At 67.2% G+C, this 18,785-nt stretch carries 15 protein-coding genes; 3 read left to right on the top strand and 12 right to left on the bottom strand.

The features are described 5' to 3' along the window. Window positions 1–342: 342 nt before the first annotated feature. Entirely contained in the window at window positions 343–942 is a 600-nt protein-coding gene (locus J0A90_RS00395; protein ID WP_207037288.1) for a nucleoside triphosphate pyrophosphatase, read from the top strand. On the opposite strand, the gene sppA is transcribed toward J0A90_RS00395, so the two are convergent. From sppA to J0A90_RS00380, 3 genes are read right to left on the bottom strand one after another with little or no spacing between them, the layout of a single operon-like run. Continuing rightward, window positions 930–1,988, bottom strand: coding sequence for a signal peptide peptidase SppA (sppA, locus tag J0A90_RS00390; protein WP_207037289.1), 1,059 nt, complete (start codon window positions 1,986–1,988; stop codon window positions 930–932). The two genes, J0A90_RS00395 and sppA, sit on opposite strands and share 13 nt — an antisense overlap. A gap of 60 nt (window positions 1,989–2,048) precedes the next feature. Beyond that, a complete protein-coding gene (locus J0A90_RS00385; protein ID WP_207037290.1) occupies window positions 2,049–2,762 on the bottom strand; it encodes an HAD-IA family hydrolase in 714 nt (237 codons plus the stop codon). Further along, on the bottom strand, window positions 2,752–3,699 hold the full coding sequence (locus J0A90_RS00380; protein ID WP_035474568.1) for an RluA family pseudouridine synthase: 948 nt from the start codon (window positions 3,697–3,699) through the stop codon (window positions 2,752–2,754). The genes J0A90_RS00385 and J0A90_RS00380 overlap by 11 nt, the downstream gene beginning before the upstream one ends. Window positions 3,700–4,466: 767 nt before the next feature. Between J0A90_RS00380 and rne the strand changes: the two genes are divergently transcribed. Further along, window positions 4,467–8,021 carry a ribonuclease E gene (gene rne / locus J0A90_RS00375; protein ID WP_233076375.1) on the top strand — a complete coding sequence of 1,185 codons (3,555 nt, stop codon included), beginning with the start codon at window positions 4,467–4,469 and terminating at the stop codon, window positions 8,019–8,021. Window positions 8,022–8,113: 92 nt separating this feature from the next. On the opposite strand, the gene murB is transcribed toward rne, so the two are convergent. The 7 genes from murB to J0A90_RS00340 form a co-directional block, all read right to left on the bottom strand. Further along, window positions 8,114–9,145: a UDP-N-acetylmuramate dehydrogenase gene (gene murB / locus J0A90_RS00370; protein ID WP_207030769.1), complete on the bottom strand. Its 1,032-nt coding sequence runs from the start codon at window positions 9,143–9,145 to the stop codon at window positions 8,114–8,116. Next, window positions 9,138–9,641 (bottom strand): low molecular weight protein-tyrosine-phosphatase, encoded by a 504-nt coding sequence (locus J0A90_RS00365; protein WP_207030771.1) that lies wholly within the window; start codon window positions 9,639–9,641, stop codon window positions 9,138–9,140. The genes murB and J0A90_RS00365 overlap by 8 nt, the downstream gene beginning before the upstream one ends. Beyond that, window positions 9,634–10,410 carry a 3-deoxy-manno-octulosonate cytidylyltransferase gene (kdsB, locus tag J0A90_RS00360; RefSeq protein ID WP_207030773.1) on the bottom strand — a complete coding sequence of 259 codons (777 nt, stop codon included), beginning with the start codon at window positions 10,408–10,410 and terminating at the stop codon, window positions 9,634–9,636. Before kdsB ends, J0A90_RS00365 begins: the two co-directional genes overlap by 8 nt. Further along, entirely contained in the window at window positions 10,407–10,607 is a 201-nt protein-coding gene (locus J0A90_RS00355; RefSeq protein WP_207030775.1) for a Trm112 family protein, read from the bottom strand. Before J0A90_RS00355 ends, kdsB begins: the two co-directional genes overlap by 4 nt. A gap of 121 nt (window positions 10,608–10,728) precedes the next feature. Beyond that, the gene (gene lpxK / locus J0A90_RS00350; protein WP_207030777.1) at window positions 10,729–11,745 is read right to left on the bottom strand and encodes a tetraacyldisaccharide 4'-kinase; all 1,017 of its coding nucleotides are present in this window, start codon (window positions 11,743–11,745) and stop codon (window positions 10,729–10,731) included. Further along, the gene (msbA, locus tag J0A90_RS00345; RefSeq protein WP_207030780.1) at window positions 11,742–13,481 is read right to left on the bottom strand and encodes a lipid A export permease/ATP-binding protein MsbA; all 1,740 of its coding nucleotides are present in this window, start codon (window positions 13,479–13,481) and stop codon (window positions 11,742–11,744) included. The genes lpxK and msbA overlap by 4 nt, the downstream gene beginning before the upstream one ends. A gap of 124 nt (window positions 13,482–13,605) precedes the next feature. Continuing rightward, the gene (locus tag J0A90_RS00340; protein ID WP_233076374.1) at window positions 13,606–15,945 is read right to left on the bottom strand and encodes a DNA internalization-related competence protein ComEC/Rec2; all 2,340 of its coding nucleotides are present in this window, start codon (window positions 15,943–15,945) and stop codon (window positions 13,606–13,608) included. Window positions 15,946–16,048: 103 nt separating this feature from the next. Between J0A90_RS00340 and J0A90_RS00335 the strand changes: the two genes are divergently transcribed. Further along, window positions 16,049–16,579: a DUF2062 domain-containing protein gene (locus J0A90_RS00335; RefSeq protein ID WP_207030782.1), complete on the top strand. Its 531-nt coding sequence runs from the start codon at window positions 16,049–16,051 to the stop codon at window positions 16,577–16,579. A gap of 120 nt (window positions 16,580–16,699) precedes the next feature. On the opposite strand, the gene J0A90_RS00330 is transcribed toward J0A90_RS00335, so the two are convergent. Then, window positions 16,700–17,419: an ABC transporter ATP-binding protein gene (locus tag J0A90_RS00330; RefSeq protein ID WP_035474549.1), complete on the bottom strand. Its 720-nt coding sequence runs from the start codon at window positions 17,417–17,419 to the stop codon at window positions 16,700–16,702. Next, window positions 17,412–18,653, bottom strand: a complete 1,242-nt coding sequence (locus J0A90_RS00325) for a lipoprotein-releasing ABC transporter permease subunit (RefSeq protein WP_035474546.1) — start codon at window positions 18,651–18,653, stop codon at window positions 17,412–17,414. Before J0A90_RS00325 ends, J0A90_RS00330 begins: the two co-directional genes overlap by 8 nt. Window positions 18,654–18,785 lie beyond the last annotated feature (132 nt).

The raw sequence follows: 18,785 nt of genomic DNA, 5'->3' as shown, positions 1-18,785 counted from the left end.
CGCGCCTGCACGCCCCGCCATGGGCGGCATGATAGCCTGGAAAGTGCCCGGCGTTCGCGCACTCGTTTTGTGCCGCCACGCGCGAGTCGCCGATAAATAGGCCGAGCAGCAAGTCACCGGGAAGATCCTGCCAAGCGTGACACGTTCGCACTTAAAACAAACTGGTCCTAGTAATTGAGTAATATTGACTGAGTAATAGTGACTGACTAAACCCTCTTGCCGACAATCATCTCATCTCGCTGCTCGTCGAGAAGCCACGACCACCGCGGCACTCAGCACCAGGATGGCGCGGCCTCGCAGCGCCACCCCATCGCCCCGACAACCATTGAGTAAGGAAAACCCATGTCGCGACTGGTACTCGCCTCCAGCTCCCCCTATCGCCGCCAGCTACTCGAGCGCCTGGCACTCCCCTTCACCTGGGCCGCACCCGATATCGATGAGAGCCATCGCAAGAACGAGACGCCGACGGCGCTGGCGCATCGCTTGGCGCTCGGCAAGGCGCAGGCCGTCGCTGCGCAGTTTCCCGCGCATCTGATCGTCGGCTCAGACCAGCTGGCGCTGTTCGAGGATGACATTCTGGGCAAGCCCGGCGATCACGCCACCGCCTGTGCCAACCTGCGCCGTTTTTCGGGGCAGCGCGTGCGCTTCATGACCGGCCTCGCCCTGGTCGATACCGCCAGCGGCCGCCACTGGGTCACCCACGACACCTACGACGTGCATTTTCGACAGCTCAGCGACGCCGAGATCGAGACCTACGTCAGCCGCGAGCGCCCTCTCGACAGCGCCGGCAGCTTCCGCATGGAAGGGCTGGGTGTCGCCCTGTTCGAGCGCTTCGAAGGCAGCGACCCCAACACCCTGATCGGGCTACCGCTGATGCGCCTGTGCGAACTGCTGCGCGAAGCCGGCATGGACCCGCTGGCAGCGACGCCTCAGGGCAGTTGATAGCGCACCGGCGAGGCGGCCTCGCTGATTCCCAGCCAGTGCGCCGCCGCCTGGGTCAGCTTCTGGGAAAACAGCGACCAGGGGTCGAGCGCCGGCGTGTAGTCCTCCAGACTGACCTTGCCCAGGCGGCTGCGCGAGAGCTGCTCGAGATTGCTGATATCATCGATCAGCCCCAGCTGTAAGGCCTGCTGACCGGTCCATATCAGCCCGGAGAAGATGCGCGGATCGTCGCTCAAGCGCTTGCCACGCCCCGACTTCACCGCATCGATGAACTGCTGATGCGTGGTATCGAGCACCGACTGCCAGAATTCGCGCTGCGCTGGCGCCACGGGCGAGAACGGATCGAGAAACGCCTTGTTCTCGCCCGCGGTGAACACCCGGCGCTCGACCCCGAGCTTGTCGATCGCCCCCTGCAGACCGAAGCCCGCGCTGATCACCCCGATCGACCCCACCAGACTGGCGGGCGAGGCGTAGATCCGATCCGCCGCCGAGGCCATATAGTAGGCGCCGCTGGCGCCGATATCCTCGATCACCGCCAGGATCGGCTTGTCACCCTGGGCCTCGAGATAGCGAATTTCGTCATAGACCCGCTGCGACTGCACCGGACTGCCGCCGGGGCTATTGATGTGCAGCACCACAGCCTCGCTGTCGGGATCGCGCCAGGCACGCCGCAAGCCTTCGATGATGCGCTCGGCGCTCGCCTGCCCCTGGGCATCGATGGGCCCCGAGACGTCGACCACGCCCAGATGACGCTCGCCACTGGCGCCACTCTGCCCCTCGGCGAGCAGCAGACCATAGGCACTCAGCGCCAGCCCGGCAATCACCACGCCGGCGAAGAGTAGACGAAAGAAGATCTTCCAGCGCCGCGCGCGTCGCTGCTCGGCCAGCACATCGCCGATCCAGCGGTCGAGCAGCCGAATCTCGGCCAGCCTGACGCTCTCGTCGTCCGCGCCGGCGGCGGTCTGCGCAGCGTCGCGCCGAGCGCGGGCGGCCTCCGCGGAGAGCTCGGGGCCATCGGTCCAGTCGTCGTGCCGTTGATCACTCATCTGCTCACTCCTTGCGCCAGACGCGCAGCGATCGATACGAATGCGCGGTCATGCCAGGTGTCACGCGCTACCTTCTCGAACGGGGCTGGGCAACAGCCACTCGACCAGCCCGGCAAAATCATCGACGACGTGTACCGGCTCACTGGCGAGCAGCCGCTCACGCGCATGGACGCCATAGCTCACCGCCACCCGATCCATGCCCAGCGCCCGCGCCATTTCCAGATCGTACTCGGTATCACCGACCATGACCGCCGCCGCGGCCGGCAGATTGCACGCCGCCAGCAGCTCCTCAAGCATTTGCGGATGCGGCTTGGAGCGGGTCTGATCGGCGGTGCGGCTGGCCGCGAACCACTCGCCGCAGCCGTGGTGGGCGAAGACGCGATCGAGACCTCGCCGGCTCTTGCCGGTGGCCACTGCCAGGCGACACTCGGGCGCCTCGCGCAGCCGCGCGATGCCTTCGCGCACGCCGGGAAAGAACGGCGACGGCACCTGGTCGGCGACGCGGAACTGCCGACTGAACGCGGCCTGCAGGGTATCCCGCTCCAACTCCCCGATCCCCGGATAGAGCGCCTCCATCGCCTCGGGCAGACCCAGCCCGATGATGTCGCGGATCGCCGCCGGTGTCGGTGCCACCCAGCCGAGCTCGTCAGCGGCAGCCTCCATGCAAGCGACGATCCGCGCCGCCGAGTCCATCAGCGTGCCGTCCCAGTCGAATATCACCAGCCGATAACGGCAGGCCCGCGGCGCCCCCTGCAGACGAGCGTCAAGAGGCATGCCGTGCCCGCTCCAGCGCCCGTTCCAGCGATGCCTCCAGCGGCGCCCGCGCCTGTACGTCGCGACCGCTCTTGGGATCGGGGAAGGTCAGCGTCAGCGCGTGCAGGAACAGCCGATCGAGCCCCAGCCCCCGAGCCATGCGCTCACCCTCCGGCGTGCCGTACTTGTCGTCACCCAGCAACGCATGCCCGGCATGGGCGGCATGCACGCGTATCTGGTGCGTGCGCCCGGTGACCGGCTCGGCCTCGACCAGGGTCACCCGGGGCAGCGTCTCGCGCACGGCAAAGCGGGTGCGCGAGACCTTGCCGGCGTCGTCAACGCGCACCCGGCGCTCACCGTTGCCGGCGTCGTAGCGATCCAGCCGTGCGCTGACATAGTCGCGCCGCGCCGGCCAGCGCCCCTGTACCAGCGCCAGATACTTCTTCTCCATGCGCCGCTCCTTCATGGCGGCGTTGAGCGAGAGCAGCGCGGTGCGATTCTTGGCCAGCAGCAGGCAGCCCGAGGTGTCACGGTCGAGACGGTGAACCAGTTCGAGAAAGTCGAGGTCCTCACGCACCTGGCGCAGCGCTTCGATCAGCCCGATCTTGACCCCGCTGCCGCCATGTACCGCCAGCCCCGAGGGCTTGTTGATCACCAGCCAGTCAGGGCTCTCGACCAGCACGCTGCCGGCGAGCAGATTGCGCAGCCCTTCGCTGGCCTCCTTGACCGCGCTCTCCGGCGTCAGCCGCAGCGGCGGCACGCGCACGAGGTCGCCACTCTGCAGCCGATAGTCGGCCTTGATCCGCTTCTTGTTGACCCGCACCTCGCCCTTGCGCACGATCCGATAGATCAGCGACTTCGGCGCGCCCTTGAGCCGGGTACGCAGAAAATTGTCGATACGCTGCCCCGCCTGGGACTCGCTGACTTCGATGAACTGGACTTCCTGGCCCTCGGCCATGCTTGACTCCTCGGCAACGCGAATCGGCGGCCTCTGGCGCCGACGGCCGGCCATTCTAACGCACTCCCCGCACGGCGCGACCTCAATTGCCGCCCGCGCGCCATTACTGTTATATTGCGATGTCGCTCAGTGGCTATCTCCACGTCGGCGCCAGCCCCTGAATACGCTGGCCGGAGCGAAAAAATGTCTCGATCCCCCAGAGGGTTAGCGAAAGTCACACGCTCTGGGTCGATCAAAACACGTTTGGAACGCCCTGCCCCTGCCGGGAGCCATGCACTGACGACAACGTCAGCGCACCTCCTCCAGGGAAACCCACAAGTACCGGTGGAAGGCGTCGCCGAACCGAACAATGCCAAGTGATATAGACGGCAGTCTGCGGGACCGGATGCGGCTGATCGATGCGCACCGTGACATGTTCCGCCACCGTTTCGTACTCAACACATGTTCGTGCAGCACCCAGACAAGCAGGTCAGGACAGCAGAGATGCCAAGGTAATCAGCCAGCACGCCAAAGGGCTCGACGAGCGTCGACCCGACTGTGGCCGGGGGGACAAGAGACCACCCGGCGCGCAGCGACCGGGCAGTCCTTTCGAGTCTCGACGCGGTTCCACGCGTTGGTGACACGCCAAGTTCTTTCTGGCTCACGTGAAGCTTGTTCCTCCTGCGGGGTCGCTCCACCAATGTGCGCGAGCACAGCACGACCGCTTGCGGTTCGTCGTCGCCGATTCAGGCCTGCCTTCCACCGGCACGCTGAATTTGCGAGATGTCATGAAAAGAATGCTGATCAACGCGACCCAACCGGAAGAGTTGCGCGTCGCCCTCGTCGATGGCCAACGCCTCTACGATCTGGACATCGAGTCCGGCGCCCGGGAGCAGAAGAAGGCCAACATCTATCGGGGCAAGATCACCCGCCTGGAACCCAGCCTGGAAGCCGCCTTCGTCGACTTCGGTGCCGATCGCCACGGCTTTCTGCCGCTCAAGGAGATCTCCCGCGAGTACTTCTCCAAGGAACCCTCGGGGCGCCCCAATATCAAGGAGGTGCTCAAGGAGGGGCAGGAAGTCATCGTCCAGGTCGACAAGGAGGAGCGCGGCAACAAGGGCGCAGCGCTGACCACCTTCATCAGCCTGGCCGGTCGTTTCCTGGTGCTGATGCCCAACAACCCACGTGCCGGCGGTATCTCACGGCGCATCGAGGGTGACGAGCGCAGCCAGCTCAAGGACGCCATGGGCCAGCTCACTCTGCCCGACAAGATGGGCGTGATCGTGCGTACCGCCGGGATCGGCCGCTCGTCGGAAGAGCTGCAGTGGGACCTCGACTATCTGGTACAGGTGTGGGAAGCGATCACCGCCGAAGCGGTCAAGCGCCCGGCCCCCTTCCTGATCTACCGCGAATCCAACGTCATCATCCGCGCCATGCGCGACTACCTGCGCCAGGATATCGGCGAGGTGCTGATCGACAGCCCCGCGGTTCACGAGGAGGCGCTCAGCTTCATCCGCCAGGTGATGCCCTCGTATCAGCAGAAGATCAAGCTCTACAGCGATGACGTGCCGCTGTTCTCGCGCTTCCAGATCGAGTCCCAGATCGAGACCGCCTATCAGCGCGAGGTCAAGCTGCCCTCTGGCGGCTCGGTGGTGATCGACCACACCGAGGCCCTGGTTTCGATCGACATCAACTCGGCACGCGCCACCCGCGGTGCCGACATCGAAGAAACCGCGCTGCAGACCAACCTCGAAGCGGCCGACGAGATCGCCCGCCAGCTGCGTCTGCGCGACATCGGCGGCCTGGTGGTGATCGACTTCATCGACATGTCGCCGGCGCGCAACCAGCGCGAGGTGGAAAACCGCGTGCGTGATGCGCTCAAGCTCGACCGGGCCCGAGTGCAGATCGGACGCATCTCCCGCTTCGGCCTGATGGAGATGTCGCGCCAGCGTCTGCGCCCGTCACTGGGCGAGACCAGCGGCGTGGTCTGCCCGCGCTGCGACGGCCAGGGCACGATCCGCGACGTGCGCTCGATGGCACTCTCGATCCTGCGTCTGATCGAAGAAGAGGCAATGAAGGAGCGCAGCGCGCAGATTCGCGCCATCCTCCCGGTGCCTGTCGCCACCTATCTGCTCAACGAGAAGCGCAACGTGCTCTCCGACGTCGAGCGGCGTCAGAAGGTACGCGTACTGTTGCTGCCCAACCCGGACATGGACACGCCGCACTACGACGTCCAGCGTCTACGCGACGATCACGTCTGCGAAGAGGGCGACGAGCACAAGTCGAGCTATGAGCTCTCGGTCGAGAGCGAAGCGATCAAGGAGCCGGAGACCAGCCTGGCCAAACCGATCCAGCGCACTCAGGCGGCCGTGCAGACCGTGCTCCATACCGCCCCTGCCCCGGACTCGCTGCACCAGGAGCCGGAAGCGCCCGCGCCCCAGCCAGCCGCCGCCCAGCCAAAATCGCAACCGCAGCCGGCCAAGTCCGAGCCCGTTGCCGCGCAGCCACAGGCGGCACATAACGGCGGTCTGATCCAGCTGTTCCGCGGCCTGTTCGGCCGTCGTCGCGCCGACGAGGAGGTCTCTCGCCCGGCCAGCGACAGCCAGGCGCGCAGCACCGGCGGCAATGACAAGCCGGCATCGCACAACGCTGGCGGCAACCGCAGCAACCGGAACAGCGACTCGCAGCGCAGCGGCGAGCAGCAGCGTAATAGTGGTGCCAAGCGCGACGGTGACAATGGCAAGCAGGCCGATGCCGGTAACGACAGCCGCCAGGGCAATCGGAGCGACAACCGCCAGGGCAACGGCAACAACCGCCGCCGCCGGCAGTCGGACGACCGCCAGAATGGTAACGACAATCGCAACGACAGCGGACGTAACGGCAATCGCCAGAACGGCAGCGACAATCGTCAAGGCGGTAACGACAACCGCCAGAAGGACGACAACCGTCAAGGTGGTAACGACAACCGCCAGAAAGATGACAGCCGTCAGGGCGGCGACGACGCGCGCCAGCAAGGCAATCGTCAGCCCCGCCAGGAGAGCCGCGGCAAGAGCGAACGCAGCAGTGAGAACCGCGCCGAGACGGCCAAGACCGACAACGCCGGCAAGCCCAAGGCGGCGCGTCAGGCCGACACCGTGGATAGCGTTGCCGCACTGCAGGAGAGCGCTGACAGCAAGCCGAAGCGGATGCGCAACAACCCGCGCAACCGCAGCCGCCAGCACGCGCTGAACCCGGCCGCTGCCGAAGAGCAGCAGCGTCTTCAGGCGGCGGCCGCCACGGCGAATAGCGAAGCGCCCCAGGCAGGCACTGCCGAGGCCAAGCCGCAGGCCGTTCAGGCCGACGCCGCCAAGACCGAAGCCAAGCCGCAGGCCGACGTCGCCAAGTCCGAGGCCAAGCCGGAAGCCAACGCCAAGCCGCAGGCCGCTCAGGCAGACGCCGCCAAGTCCGAGTCCAAGCCGGAAGCCGACGCCAAGCCGCAGCCCGCTCAGGCCGACGCCGCCAAGTCCGAGGCCAAGCCGGAAGCCGACGCCAAGCCGCAGGCAGCTCAGGCCGAAGCTGCCAAGCCCGAGGCCAAGCCGGAAGTCGACGCCAAGCCGCAGGCCGCTCAGGCTGAAGCTGCCAAGAGCGATGCCAAGCCGCAGGCCGCCCAGGCTGAAGCTGCCAAGCCGGAAGCCGACGCTAAGCCGCAAACCACCCAGGCTGAAGCTGCCAAGCCCGAGGCCAAGCCGGAAGCCGACGCGAAGCCGCAGGCCACCCAGGCTGAAGCGGCCAAGCCCGAGGCCAAGCCGGAAGCCGACGCCAAGCCGCAGGCCACCCAGGCTGAAGCGGCCAAGCCCGAGGCCAAGCCGGAAGCCGACGCCAAGCCGCAGGCCGCTCAGGCCGACGCCGCCAAGAGCGAGGCCAAGTCGGAAGCCGGCGCTAAGCCGCAGGTCGCCCAGACTGAAGCTGCCAAGCCCGAAGCCAAGCCGCGGCCCGCTCAGGCTGACGCCACCAAGAGCGAGGCCAAGCCGGAAGCCGACGCCAAGCCGCAGGTCGCCCAGGCCGACGCCGCCAAGAGCGAGGCCAAGCCGGAACTCGACGCCAAGCCGCAGGCCGACGCTAAGCCGCAGGTCGCCCAGACTGAAGCTGCCAAGCCCGAAGCCAAGCCGCGGCCCGCTCAGGCTGACGCCACCAAGAGCGAGGCCAAGCCGGAAGCCGACGCCAAGCCGCAGGTCGCCCAGGCCGAGACCCAGCCGGAGACCAAGGCAGACGAGGCCGGCGCTTCACGCCCGCCCCGCCGCCGCCGCGCGCACAACGACCCGCGCGAGAAGCGGCGTCGTGAACAGGGCAACAGCGATAGCTGAACGCGCCCAGAACGCAAAAAGCCCAGACCTCGGTCTGGGCTTTTTGCTGTCAGGGCCGGCGATATCGATCCGCCGGTGAAGCAGATAGGGCGCTAGGCTTCGGACTCGTGGACCTGGCGCGGCTCCCGCTCCAGTGTGATACCGAAAGTGTCGTGAACACGCTCGGCGATCGCCGCGGCGAACGTCAACAACCCGGCGAGATCGCCACCGCCGAAATGCACCAGCACCAGCGCCTGGCGCTCGTGCACGCCGAAAGCGCCCTGCCGCCACCCCTTCAGGCCACAGCGTTCGATCAACCAGCCTGCGGCCAGCTTGACCCGGTCATCGGGCTGCGGATAGCGCGGTAGCTCGGGGTAGCGCTGCGTCAACTGCGCTGCGCGCGACGCGCAGACCACGGGGTTCTTGAAGAAACTACCCGCGTTGGGTAGCTCCCGCGGGTCGGGCAGCTTTTCACGGCGGATGGCGCAGATGGCTGAGAAGATCTCCTGCAGATCCGGACGCTTCGACACACGCTCGGCGAGCACACCGTAACCCAACTGCGGTCGCGGGAGGCGCGAAAGGCGCAGCGCCAGCCGGGTGATCACGACCTGATTGGCCAACTCGCGCTTGAACACGCTGTCACGATATCCCAGCGCGCAGGATGCGGACGTCAACCGATGGCACTCGCCGTCGCGGCGATCGACGAACTCCACCCAGAGCAGCACATCACTGAGCTCGACGCCATAGGCGCCAATATTCTGGATCGGCGCGGCCCCGACAAGACCGGGGATCAGCGCCAGGTTCTCGATCCCCCACAGTCCACGCTCGACGCACGCCGTCACCAGCGCGTGCCAGCCGACACCGGCCCCCACCTCCACCACCACGCTGTCACCCTCACCCGGGGTGAAGGTCATATCGGGAAGCTCCGGCACCAGCGTCAGGCCAGAAACACGCGCCGGCAGCAGCAGATTACTCCCCCCACCCAGCACGTTCAGCGGCCAATCGTTGGCGTTGGCCAGACGCAGCGCCGCAGCCACTGCGGCACTATCCCGCGCGCACCAGAAACGCTCGGCGATACACGGCAGTGCCATGGTGTTGGCACGACCGAGGTCGCGCGCGTATTCCAGCGCCTCAGGCTCACGCATGGGGCGCCGCCGACAAGCGCTGGGCAAGGCTCTCGGCCAGGCAGGCCACCGCTGCCTCGATCCGCTCGATGGCAAACGTGAATCCGGTATCACCGCCATAGTAGGGGTCGGGCACATCGCTCTCGGGCGCGCCGAGGTAGGACAGCAGCCGCACGACCCGCGCTCGACTCGCAGCCGGCGCCAGCATCAGCGCCTGTTCGAGATTGTCACCATCCATGACCAGGATCTCGTCGAAGCGCTCGAAATCCTCGCGCACCAGTTGACGGGCGCGCAGCCCGCTGAGGTCGATACCCCTCTCCCGTGCCGCGCGCTGGGCGCGCAGATCCGGAGGCTGCCCCACATGCCAGGCCCCGGTGCCGCAGGAGTCGACCGCGACTCGCGCGCTCAGACCCAATTGCACCAGGCGCTGGCGCAGCATGCCCTCGGCGGTCGGCGAGCGGCAGATGTTACCCAGGCAGACGAAGAGCACCCGATAGCTCAGCTCACGGTCAGCCATGCGCCCCCCGTGCGGCGAAGTGCTCGCGCACGCGCTCCAGATCCTCCTGAGTGTCCACACCGCCGGGATAGGGCGAGGTGACGTCGGCGACCTGGATCAGATGGCCATGCTGCAGCGCGCGCAGCTGCTCGAGCTGCTCGAGCTGCTCCAGCGGCGCCGGCGACCAGGTCATGTACTCGGCGAGAAAGCCGGCGCGATAGGCGTAGAGCCCGATATGCCGGCGCCAGGCGTCGGTCTCCAGCAGCGTCGGCGGCTGAGTCTTCCAGGCGTTGCGGTCCCACGGGATCGGCGCGCGCGAGAAATAGAGAGCCCGGCCGCTGAAATCGGTGATCACCTTGACCACGTTGGGATTGAACAGCGTCTCCACATCGTGGATCGGCTCGGCCAGGGTGGCGATCGACGCGCGCGAATCGGCTGCCAGACGCTGCGCCACCAGGTCGATGGCCGCGGCCGGCAGCAGCGGCTCATCGCCCTGCACGTTGACCACCAGGGTATCGGCTGCCAGCGCCAGCGCCTCAGCGACCTCGGCCAGGCGGTCGGTCCCGGAGGGGTGATCGCCACGGGTCATCACGACCTCGGCGCCGAACGCCCGTGCCGCAGTCTCGATCCGCGCATCATCGGTGGCGATCACGATCCGTGAAGCACGGCTCTCACCGGCGCGCTGCCACACATGCTGCACCATCGGCAGGCCGGCGATCTCCATCAGCGGCTTGCCGGGCAGACGGCTCGACCCGTAGCGGGCCGGAATGACGACGACGAATTCACTCATGGTGTCGGCGCCGCCTTGCCGAGCTTCTCCTCGGTGCTCATCACCCGGGCCTCGCTCTCCAGCATCACCGGGATGCCGTCACGGATCGGATAGGCCAGCCCGCTGACCGAGCTCTTGAGTTCGTTGCGTTCGCGGTCGAAGGTCAACTCGCTGTGGCTGACGGGACAGATCAGCATCGCTATCAGTTCCTTGTCCATGGTCTCTCCTCGTGGCGATTCAGGGCGGACAGAGGTCCGTCCGCGATATCTCTCTGGTGGCCGGCGTCTTTCGTTCGCTGTCTTTCTTCGTCTTCGCTGGGAAACAACACCGGCGTGGCGATCAGGTTGGCTGGCGCCACTGCTCGACGCGCGCTGCCCACCACCGTTCGAAGCCGGCATCCGGCGCGGCGATCACATCCAGCACCCAGCAGCGCTCGTCGGCGAAGTCGCGACACTTGACCCCATCCTTGGCCGTCATCACGATCGGCCGATCGCCGGCAGGCAGGTCGGCGGCGCTGAAGGCATGGTGATCGGCGAAGCGATGGGCGCGATGGGCCACACCCAGCGCGGTCAGCGTGTCAAAGAAGCGCTGCGGATGGCCGATTCCCGCCAGCGCCTCCACCGGCGCAGCGGTGGCGAACGGCGGCGTCTCGATCGGCCGGGTCGCGCCGCTGAGCAGATGGCGCCAGGCGCGTGGACGCACCTGCATGACGAAGCGCGGCACCCCGGGGGCGTCGTTGTCGCGCAGCGGATCGAGCCCACCGTTACCGATCAGCGCATCGACCGCAGCCAGGCGCTCCAGGGGCTCACGCAGGGGTCCGCGTGGCAAGCAGTGACGATTGCCGAAACCGCGCTGGCCATCGACCACCGCGATCTCGAGTGTCCGCCCCAGGGCGTAATGCTGCAAGCCGTCGTCCGCCAGCAGCACGTCGCAGCCACGCGCCTCGATCAGCGCCTGGGCGGCGCGCGGGCGGCGCGGGTCGACCGCCACCGCGACCCCACTCTGCTGTGCCAGCATCAGCGGCTCGTCTCCGCTGTGCGCCACCGGCGTCGCGGCGTCGACCAGCAGCGGATAGTCCGGCGCCTTGCCGCCATAGCCGCGCGAGACGATCCCCGGGCGCCAGCCACGGGCCACCAGCCACTCCGCCAGCCAGGCCACCAGCGGCGACTTGCCGGTACCGCCCACGCTCAGATTGCCCACTACCACCAGCGGCACCGGCGGCTGCCAGACCTCGCGCCGCCCCTCGAGATAAGCCGCGCGGCGGCGACTCACGCCACCGCGGTAGAGCGCCTCGAGAGGCTGGAGCAACCACAGCCAGGGGGCCCCCTGGTACCAGGCGCGCTCGAGTGGCGTCACGTCTGCTCCTGGAACTGCAGCCGATAGAGTGAGGCGTAGGCGCCCTCCCGGGCCAGCAGCTCGGCGTGGGTGCCGCTCTCGATCAGCTCGCCCTGCTCCATCACCACGATACGATCGGCACGCTCGATGGTCGACAAGCGGTGGGCGATGACGAAGGTGGTGCGTCCCTGGCAGACCGTCTCCAGCGCCTGCTGGATATAGCGCTCGGACTCGGTATCCAGCGCCGAGGTCGCCTCGTCGAGAATCAGTATCGGCGCATCCTTGAAGATCGCACGGGCGATCGCCAGGCGCTGGCGCTGGCCGCCGGAGAGCATGACGCCGTTGTCGCCGACCAGCGTGTCGTAGCCCTGCGGCAGGCGCTCGATGAACTCATGCGCATAGGCAGCCTTGGCGCTGGCGATCACCGATTCTCTCGATGCCTCGGGCGCGCCGTAGGCGATGTTCTCGGCGATCGTGGTATTGAACAGCGTCACCTGTTGCGAGACCAGGGCGATCTGCTGGCGCAGTGGCGAAAGCTGGTATTCCTGAATGTCGATGTCGTCGATCAGAATGCGCCCGGCGGTGGGCCGATAGAAGCGCGGCAGCAGGCTCATCAGGGTCGACTTGCCGCTGCCCGAGCGTCCGACGATGGCCACCATCCGCCCCGCCGGCACTTCCAGGTCGATGCCCTTGAGCACCTCGGGCTGTCCCTCGGCATAGGCGAAGCGCACGCCCTCGAACCGTACCTGGCCGGTCAGCCGATGCGGCTCGCGCTGGCCTTCGTCGACCTCGGTCGGCTGCTCGAGCAGGCCGAACAGCTCCTGGGAGGCAGAAAGCCCTTTCTGGATGATGCTGTTGACGTCGGTGAGCGAGCGAATCGGCTTGGCCATCAGCGACGCGGCGGTGATGAAGGCGACGAACTCACCGGGGGTCATGGCATTCATCAGTTCGGGCGCCATGGCCAGCCATACCAGACCCGCCAGCGCCAGCGCCACCAGTAGTTGAATCACCGGGGTGCTGGTGGCCTTGGTCATCGCCTCCTTGATGCTCTGCTCGCGGTTGTAGTTGCTCGCCGCCTCGAAGCGTTGCTTCTCGTAGGCTTCGGCGCCGTGAGTACGCACCACGCGATAGCCGGTCAGCGCTTCGGAAGCGACGTGCGTGACATCCCCCATCGAATTCTGGATGCGCCGGGAGATACGCCGAAAACGTTTACTGGTGTAACGCACCACCAGCCCGATCAGCGGCGTCACCGCCATGAAGATTAGTGTCAGCAGCCAGTTGGTCCACAGCAGGTAGCCGATCAGGCCGATGACGAAGAGCCCTTCGCGCAGGATGACGGTGATGGCGTTGGTTGCAGCACCAGTGACCTGCTCGACGTGATAGGTCACGCGCGAGATCAGATGGCCGCTGGAGTGCATGTCGAAGAAACGCCCCGGCAGATGCAGCATATGGTTGAAGACGTTGCAGCGCAGCTTGTGCACCACGTTACGTGCCACGTTGCTCATGTAGTAGGTGCCGAGGAAGGTGCCCACACCCCGCGCGGCGAACATCAGCACCACGAACAGCGGCAGAAAGTAGCGGAAATCGGCATCGGGATGCTGGATACCGTCGATCAGCCGCTTCATCATCTCCGCCAGCGCGGTGCTGGAAGCCGCATAGATGGCGTAGCCCACCACCGCCAGCGCGAAGGAGCGCCACTCCGAGTGCACATAGGTGAGAAGACGTCGATAGAGCGCCCAACTGGAAGCTTGTGACACGGTGACTCCGTTCGACTGGATAAAAAGCGTCGAGCCCGCGGCCGCGCGGGCTCGACGAGCGGCCGGGCCTGTGCCGACGCGAGGCGATAAACCATCAGGCCAGCGACACGCGCCGCGGGCGCATTCAGGGGCTGGATTCTACCCCAACATCCCCGGCGTCGACAGTCGCCCGGCGCGACCAGCCCGGATGGCGCTGGGTCTCGACCTCGATACCGCTCGCGCTCAGTACGAGGCGCACCGCGCCGTCGTAGGCGGTGTTCCAGACGCGGCTACCCGCCGCCAGGAAGCGTGCCACCACCGCCGGTTTGGGGTGGCCAAAAGGGTTGTGGCGGCCACTGCTGAAGACCACCTCGCGCGGACGCGTCGCCGCTACGAAGCTCGGCGCCGAACTGGTGGCGCTGCCGTGGTGACCGGCCACGAGCACATCGATACGCCCCGTGCCCAGCTGCGGCAGAAGCTGCTGGCGCTCGATGGCGACCCCGGCGTCACCCGTGATCAGCACCCGCCGCGAGCCGAGCGTGACCAGCAGCACGCAGGAGCGGTCGTTGCGCGACAACGCCGCTGCCTCCCGCGGCGGCGACAGGAACCGCCAGGTGACGCCATCCGCACGCCAGGTCTCTCCCGCGACGCACGGCCGCGATGGCAGGCCAAGCGTGTTGCCCCGCGGCGCCCACCAGCGGTCTACCCGGTGGTCCGCCCGCAAACCCGGCACCCCACCCGAGTGGTCGCGATCACTGTGGCTCACCACCACCGCATCGAAGCGCTGACCCGGCGGCCATAGCAGCGTCAACGGCATGAAGCCGGAGCCGAACCGCGGCCCGGTATCCACCAGCACGCGCTGGTGACGAGTGCGCAGTTCGACCAGTTGACCCTGACCGACATCGTAGACCGTCACCACCAGCGTACCCGGTGGCAATAGCGGCACACGCAGCAGAGCCACGCTCACCAGCAGCAGCGCGCTGAACCAGACCCGCAGCCTGAAGGCGACGCCCGGCAGCAGCCAGAGCAGTGCCCATAGCAGTAGCGCCAAGGCCAGCGGCCAGTGCCACCACGCCGCCGGCTGCCACAGCGGCACGACCTGAGCACTCCAGGCCAGCGCCGCGGCCACGCCCCGGGCCAGCAGATCGAACGGCGCCCATACCCAGCCGGCCAGCGTGGGCCAGGCCACCCAGAGCCAGCCGCAGAAGCCCAACGGCACCATCAGACTGCCCACCACGGGCACCGCCAGCAGATTGATCAACGGCGCCGCCGGCGCCAGCCGGCCGAAGGCGAGCAGAACCGCCGCCGCCATCACCGGCGCCAGCAGCCACTGGGTGCGCAGCAGCGCCAGGCACCAGCCGCGTACCCCACGCGGGCGTGGCCGCCCCGCCCAGGCCAGAATCAGCACCGCCACCGCCGTGAACGAGAGCCAGACACCCGGACGCCACGGCGCCATGGGGTCAGCGAACACCACCAGCGCCAGAGCCAGCCACCACGCCTGCCACCAGCCCGGGGCATGGCGCCCACTGGCCACCCATAGACCGATCGCGGTCATCAGCGCGGCTCGCAGCGTCGGCGGTGCAAAACCGGCAAGACCGGCGTAGGCGAACGCCATCAGCGCCGCCCCCACCCACGGCCACGCGACCAGCCGCCAGTCACGGGGGGCGAACCAGCGAGCCAGGCGTCGCAACAGCCACAGCATCAGCGTCGCCACCATGCCCACGTGAAGGCCCGAGATCACCATCAGATGGGTGGTGCCGGAGGCGTTGAGCAACTCCCAGTCGGCGGCCGTCAGGCCATCAGCGGCCCCCAGCGTCAGCGCCGCCAACCAGCGCTTGCCGAGCGCGCTCATCGGCACCTTGGCCAGACGTTCGAGCGCCGCCCGGCGCAGCGAGAACGGCGCCGGCGCCAGACGTCGCGCCGTCTCCTCAGTGCGCACGTAGCCCAGGGCGTGGATATGCTCCCGACGCAGCCAGGCGGCGTAATCGAAAGTATCCGGATTGGCAAAACCCAGCGGCGGACGCAGACGCGCCGTCAGCGCCCAGCGCTCCCCCGCAGCCAGAGCGTTGTCGGCATACCAGGAGAGCCGCACCCGCCCCAGCGGCGGGCAGACAATATCCCGCGCCAACGCCTCACACCGGGTGACGTGCAGCGCGAGACGAGTTCGCCGGTCATCGCGCTCGAGATTCTCGACCACACCCTGAAGGCGAAACTCTTGCCCCGCCAGCGCCTCGGGTAGTCGACCCGCCCGGTCATGGGCCAGCATCAGCGCGCACCAGGCGGCCATCAGCAGACACAGCCCCCCACCCATGAGGCTCCAGGCTCCGCTGCGCCCCACCACCCGCACGCAGACCGCACCTAACAGCAGCGCCAGCCCCACCCCGGTCGCCGCGGGCAGCGCCTCGCCGGCCAGGGCGCCAGCGATCGCCGCCAGCGCCAGCGGCATTGCCAGACCCGGCCGGCCCATCCACCAGCGCGCCGTCATTGCCCGCAGGCGCCGGAAGAGGCCGGGGAAAGGCCGCTGCAAGACATGGCGAGCCCTCGGTGTTGTATGGATAATGGTCGCTCCTCGTCCAGCGAGCGGTCTCATGTCTCGTCGATGGTTACAACGCTACATCCCCAGTCAGGAGAGACTGCAGCGCACGCGCTCACTGCGCTTCATGCACCATATGCTGGGCGACCCGGCACTGTGGATCCTGTCCCGACGGAGTGTCGGCAACGCCTGTATGGTCGGCTGCTTCTCGGCCATGCTGCCGATTCCGTTCCAGATGGTGCTGGCGGCCTTCGGTGCCTACTGCTTCCGCGGCAACCTGCCGCTCTCGGTGAGCCTGGTCTGGATGACCAACCCGCTGACCATGCCAGTGGTGTTCTACTTCAACTATCGGGTCGGGGCCTGGGTCATGGACTACCCGGCCCGCCAGGTGCCCGATCACATCAGCACCGCCTGGATCGCCGGGCAGATGGCGCATATCGTAGTGCCGCTGTTCGTCGGCTCGCTGCTGGTGGGGCTGGTGCTGGCGCTCTCGAGCAATCTACTGGTACGCCTGATCTGGCGCTGGCAGATCGCGCGTAGCTGGCGCCGTCGGGCACGCCATCGCGCCCGGCGCCAGCGCCACTGAGCACGACGCCCGCCTCCGCGCCCACCGATACCTCACGCGGGCGCTCCAAAACGACGCCGCCCTGAACGATTGATCGTCCAGGGCGGCGCGTCTCTTTAGCCGGGATGGCTGGTGGCGATGTCAGGCGGGGGTCAGGCGTCCCTTGTCGAGACGCAGCTTGCGATGCTGATGATCGGCGACCGCCGGATCGTGGGTGACCACCACGAAGGCGCACTCGGTGCTCGAGGCGAGCTCGTCCATCAGTGCCAGAATGTTGGACGCGGTAGTCTGGTCCAGGTTACCGGTGGGCTCGTCCATCAGCACCAGGCTGGGGTCGGTGACCAGCGCCCGCGCGATCGCCACGCGCTGGCGCTCGCCGCCGGAAAGCTCGCCGGGCTTGTGGTCACCACGCGGCGCCATGCCAACCCGGGTCAACAGCTCGAGCGAACGCTTCAACGCTACCTTGCGCGACTGCCCGCGGATGATCAGCGGCAGCGCCACGTTCTCGGCCGCGGTGAACTCCGCCAGCAGATGGTGGAACTGATAGACGAAGCCGACATAGCGATTGCGGAAACGTCCCAGCGCCGCCTCGCCGAATCCCGCCAGCGACCGTCCGCCGATCACCACCTCGCCACCGCTGGGGCGGTCGAGCCCCCCCAGCAGATTGAGCAGCGTGGTCTTGCCCGAGCCCGAGCTGCCCACCACCGCCACGCGCTCACCCGCCGCGACCTGCAGATCGAGATGATCGAGCACGGTGATGTCCTGCGGCCCTTCACTGTAGACCCGGGTCAACTGGCGACAATCCAGCATCGGCTCGCCGCGCGGCGCTCCCGAGGAGCGGTCGATGGATACATCACTCATAGCGCAGCACCTCCGCGGGCTGGATTCGGGCCGCCCGCCAGGCGGGATAGAGCGTCGAGATGAAGGTCAGCACGAACGCGCTGGAGACGATCACCCAGACATCGTCCCACTCCAGTCGCGATGGCAGATAGCTGATGAAATAGACGTTGGGGTCGAGGAACTGGATACCGGTCACCGATTGGAACCAGGCGATGATATCGGACACGCTCAGGGCCAGCGCGATGCCCGCGACCACCCCGAGCACGATGCCGATGATGCCGATCGCCAGGCCCTGGACCACGAAGATGCCCATGATCGAGCGCGGCGTCGCGCCAATGGTGCGCAGGATGGCGATATCGGCGTGCTTGTCGGTGACCACCATCACCAGCGTCGAGACGATATTGAACGCCGCCACGGCCACGATCACCATCAGCAGCAGGCCGATCATATGCTTCTCCATCTGGATCGCCTGGAACAGATTGCCGTGGGTGTAGGTCCAGTCCAGACCGCGGTAGCCGGCCCCTAGAGAGCTGACGATATCGCGGGTCACAGGGCCGGCCTTGAACAGATCGTCGAGCTCCAGGCGCAGGCCATCGACCTTGTCGCCGAGACGCGCCAGCGCCTGCATGTCCTCGATGTTGGCGTAGGCCAGATTGGCGTCGAGATCGGCCCCGACCTTGAAGATGCCGCTGACGGTGAAGCGCTTGAGCCGTGGGAACACGCCGCCCGGGGTGATCGACGCTTCCGGCACCAGCAGCGTCACGCGGTCGCCGACCCCCACGCCCAGATTGCGCGCCAGCAGGTCGCCCAGGATCACGTTCCAACTGCCCGGCGTCAGATCGTCGAGGGAGCCTGCCTGCATGTGCTGGCCGATGATCGACACCTTGCGCTCGTATTCGGGCTGGATACCGGTCACCAGCGCCCCCTGGGTGCGCCCGGCGGCGGAGAACATGCCCTGCTGCTGCACGTAGGGCGCTACCGCGACGACGTCACGATGCTGGCTCACTCGCTCGGCCAGCGCCTTCCAGTCGCGCATGCCGCCCTGCTGCTCGATGCGCGAATGCGGCACCATGCCCAGCACCCGGGTGCGCAGCTCGTGATCGAAACCGTTCATCACCGAGAGCACCAGAATGAGCACCGCCACACCCAGGGCCAGGCCCAGCATCGAGGTCAGCGAAATGAAGGAAATGAAGTGGTTCCGGCGTTTGGCCCGCACGTATCGCAGGCCCACCAGAAAGGGTAAACGGTCGAGCATCAGGTTGGCTTCCTTGTCAGCAGCGCCTCATGTTACGGGTTTTGATGCGCCCCGCAAACGCTGGATAGGCGTCGCAATCACGCATCATGACCGGCCGCGTGCGATGACTTGTCCGGTAACCGTAAAAGGCTA

This window comes from Salinicola sp. DM10 (assembly GCF_017306975.2).
In the GTDB taxonomy this organism is placed as follows: domain Bacteria; phylum Pseudomonadota; class Gammaproteobacteria; order Pseudomonadales; family Halomonadaceae; genus Salinicola.
Note: the sequence above shows the minus strand (reverse complement) of the source record. Positions and strands in the feature narration are given on the sequence as shown.

Bases quoted from the DNA above. Each gene is read 5' to 3' on its own strand.
- J0A90_RS00395 (WP_207037288.1), top strand. From the start codon at position 343: ATGTCGCGACTGGTACTCGCCTCCAGCTCCCCCTATCGCCGCCAGCTA.
- sppA (WP_207037289.1), bottom strand. From the start codon at position 1,988: ATGAGTGATCAACGGCACGACGACTGGACCGATGGCCCCGAGCTCTCC.
- J0A90_RS00385 (WP_207037290.1), bottom strand. From the start codon at position 2,762: ATGCCTCTTGACGCTCGTCTGCAGGGGGCGCCGCGGGCCTGCCGTTAT.
- J0A90_RS00380 (WP_035474568.1), bottom strand. From the start codon at position 3,699: ATGGCCGAGGGCCAGGAAGTCCAGTTCATCGAAGTCAGCGAGTCCCAG.
- rne (WP_233076375.1), top strand. From the start codon at position 4,467: ATGAAAAGAATGCTGATCAACGCGACCCAACCGGAAGAGTTGCGCGTC.
- murB (WP_207030769.1), bottom strand. From the start codon at position 9,145: ATGCGTGAGCCTGAGGCGCTGGAATACGCGCGCGACCTCGGTCGTGCC.
- J0A90_RS00365 (WP_207030771.1), bottom strand. From the start codon at position 9,641: ATGGCTGACCGTGAGCTGAGCTATCGGGTGCTCTTCGTCTGCCTGGGT.
- kdsB (WP_207030773.1), bottom strand. From the start codon at position 10,410: ATGAGTGAATTCGTCGTCGTCATTCCGGCCCGCTACGGGTCGAGCCGT.
- J0A90_RS00355 (WP_207030775.1), bottom strand. From the start codon at position 10,607: ATGGACAAGGAACTGATAGCGATGCTGATCTGTCCCGTCAGCCACAGC.
- J0A90_RS00340 (WP_233076374.1), bottom strand. From the start codon at position 15,945: ATGACGGCGCGCTGGTGGATGGGCCGGCCGGGTCTGGCAATGCCGCTG.
- J0A90_RS00335 (WP_207030782.1), top strand. From the start codon at position 16,049: ATGTCTCGTCGATGGTTACAACGCTACATCCCCAGTCAGGAGAGACTG.
- J0A90_RS00330 (WP_035474549.1), bottom strand. From the start codon at position 17,419: ATGAGTGATGTATCCATCGACCGCTCCTCGGGAGCGCCGCGCGGCGAG.
- J0A90_RS00325 (WP_035474546.1), bottom strand. From the start codon at position 18,653: ATGCTCGACCGTTTACCCTTTCTGGTGGGCCTGCGATACGTGCGGGCC.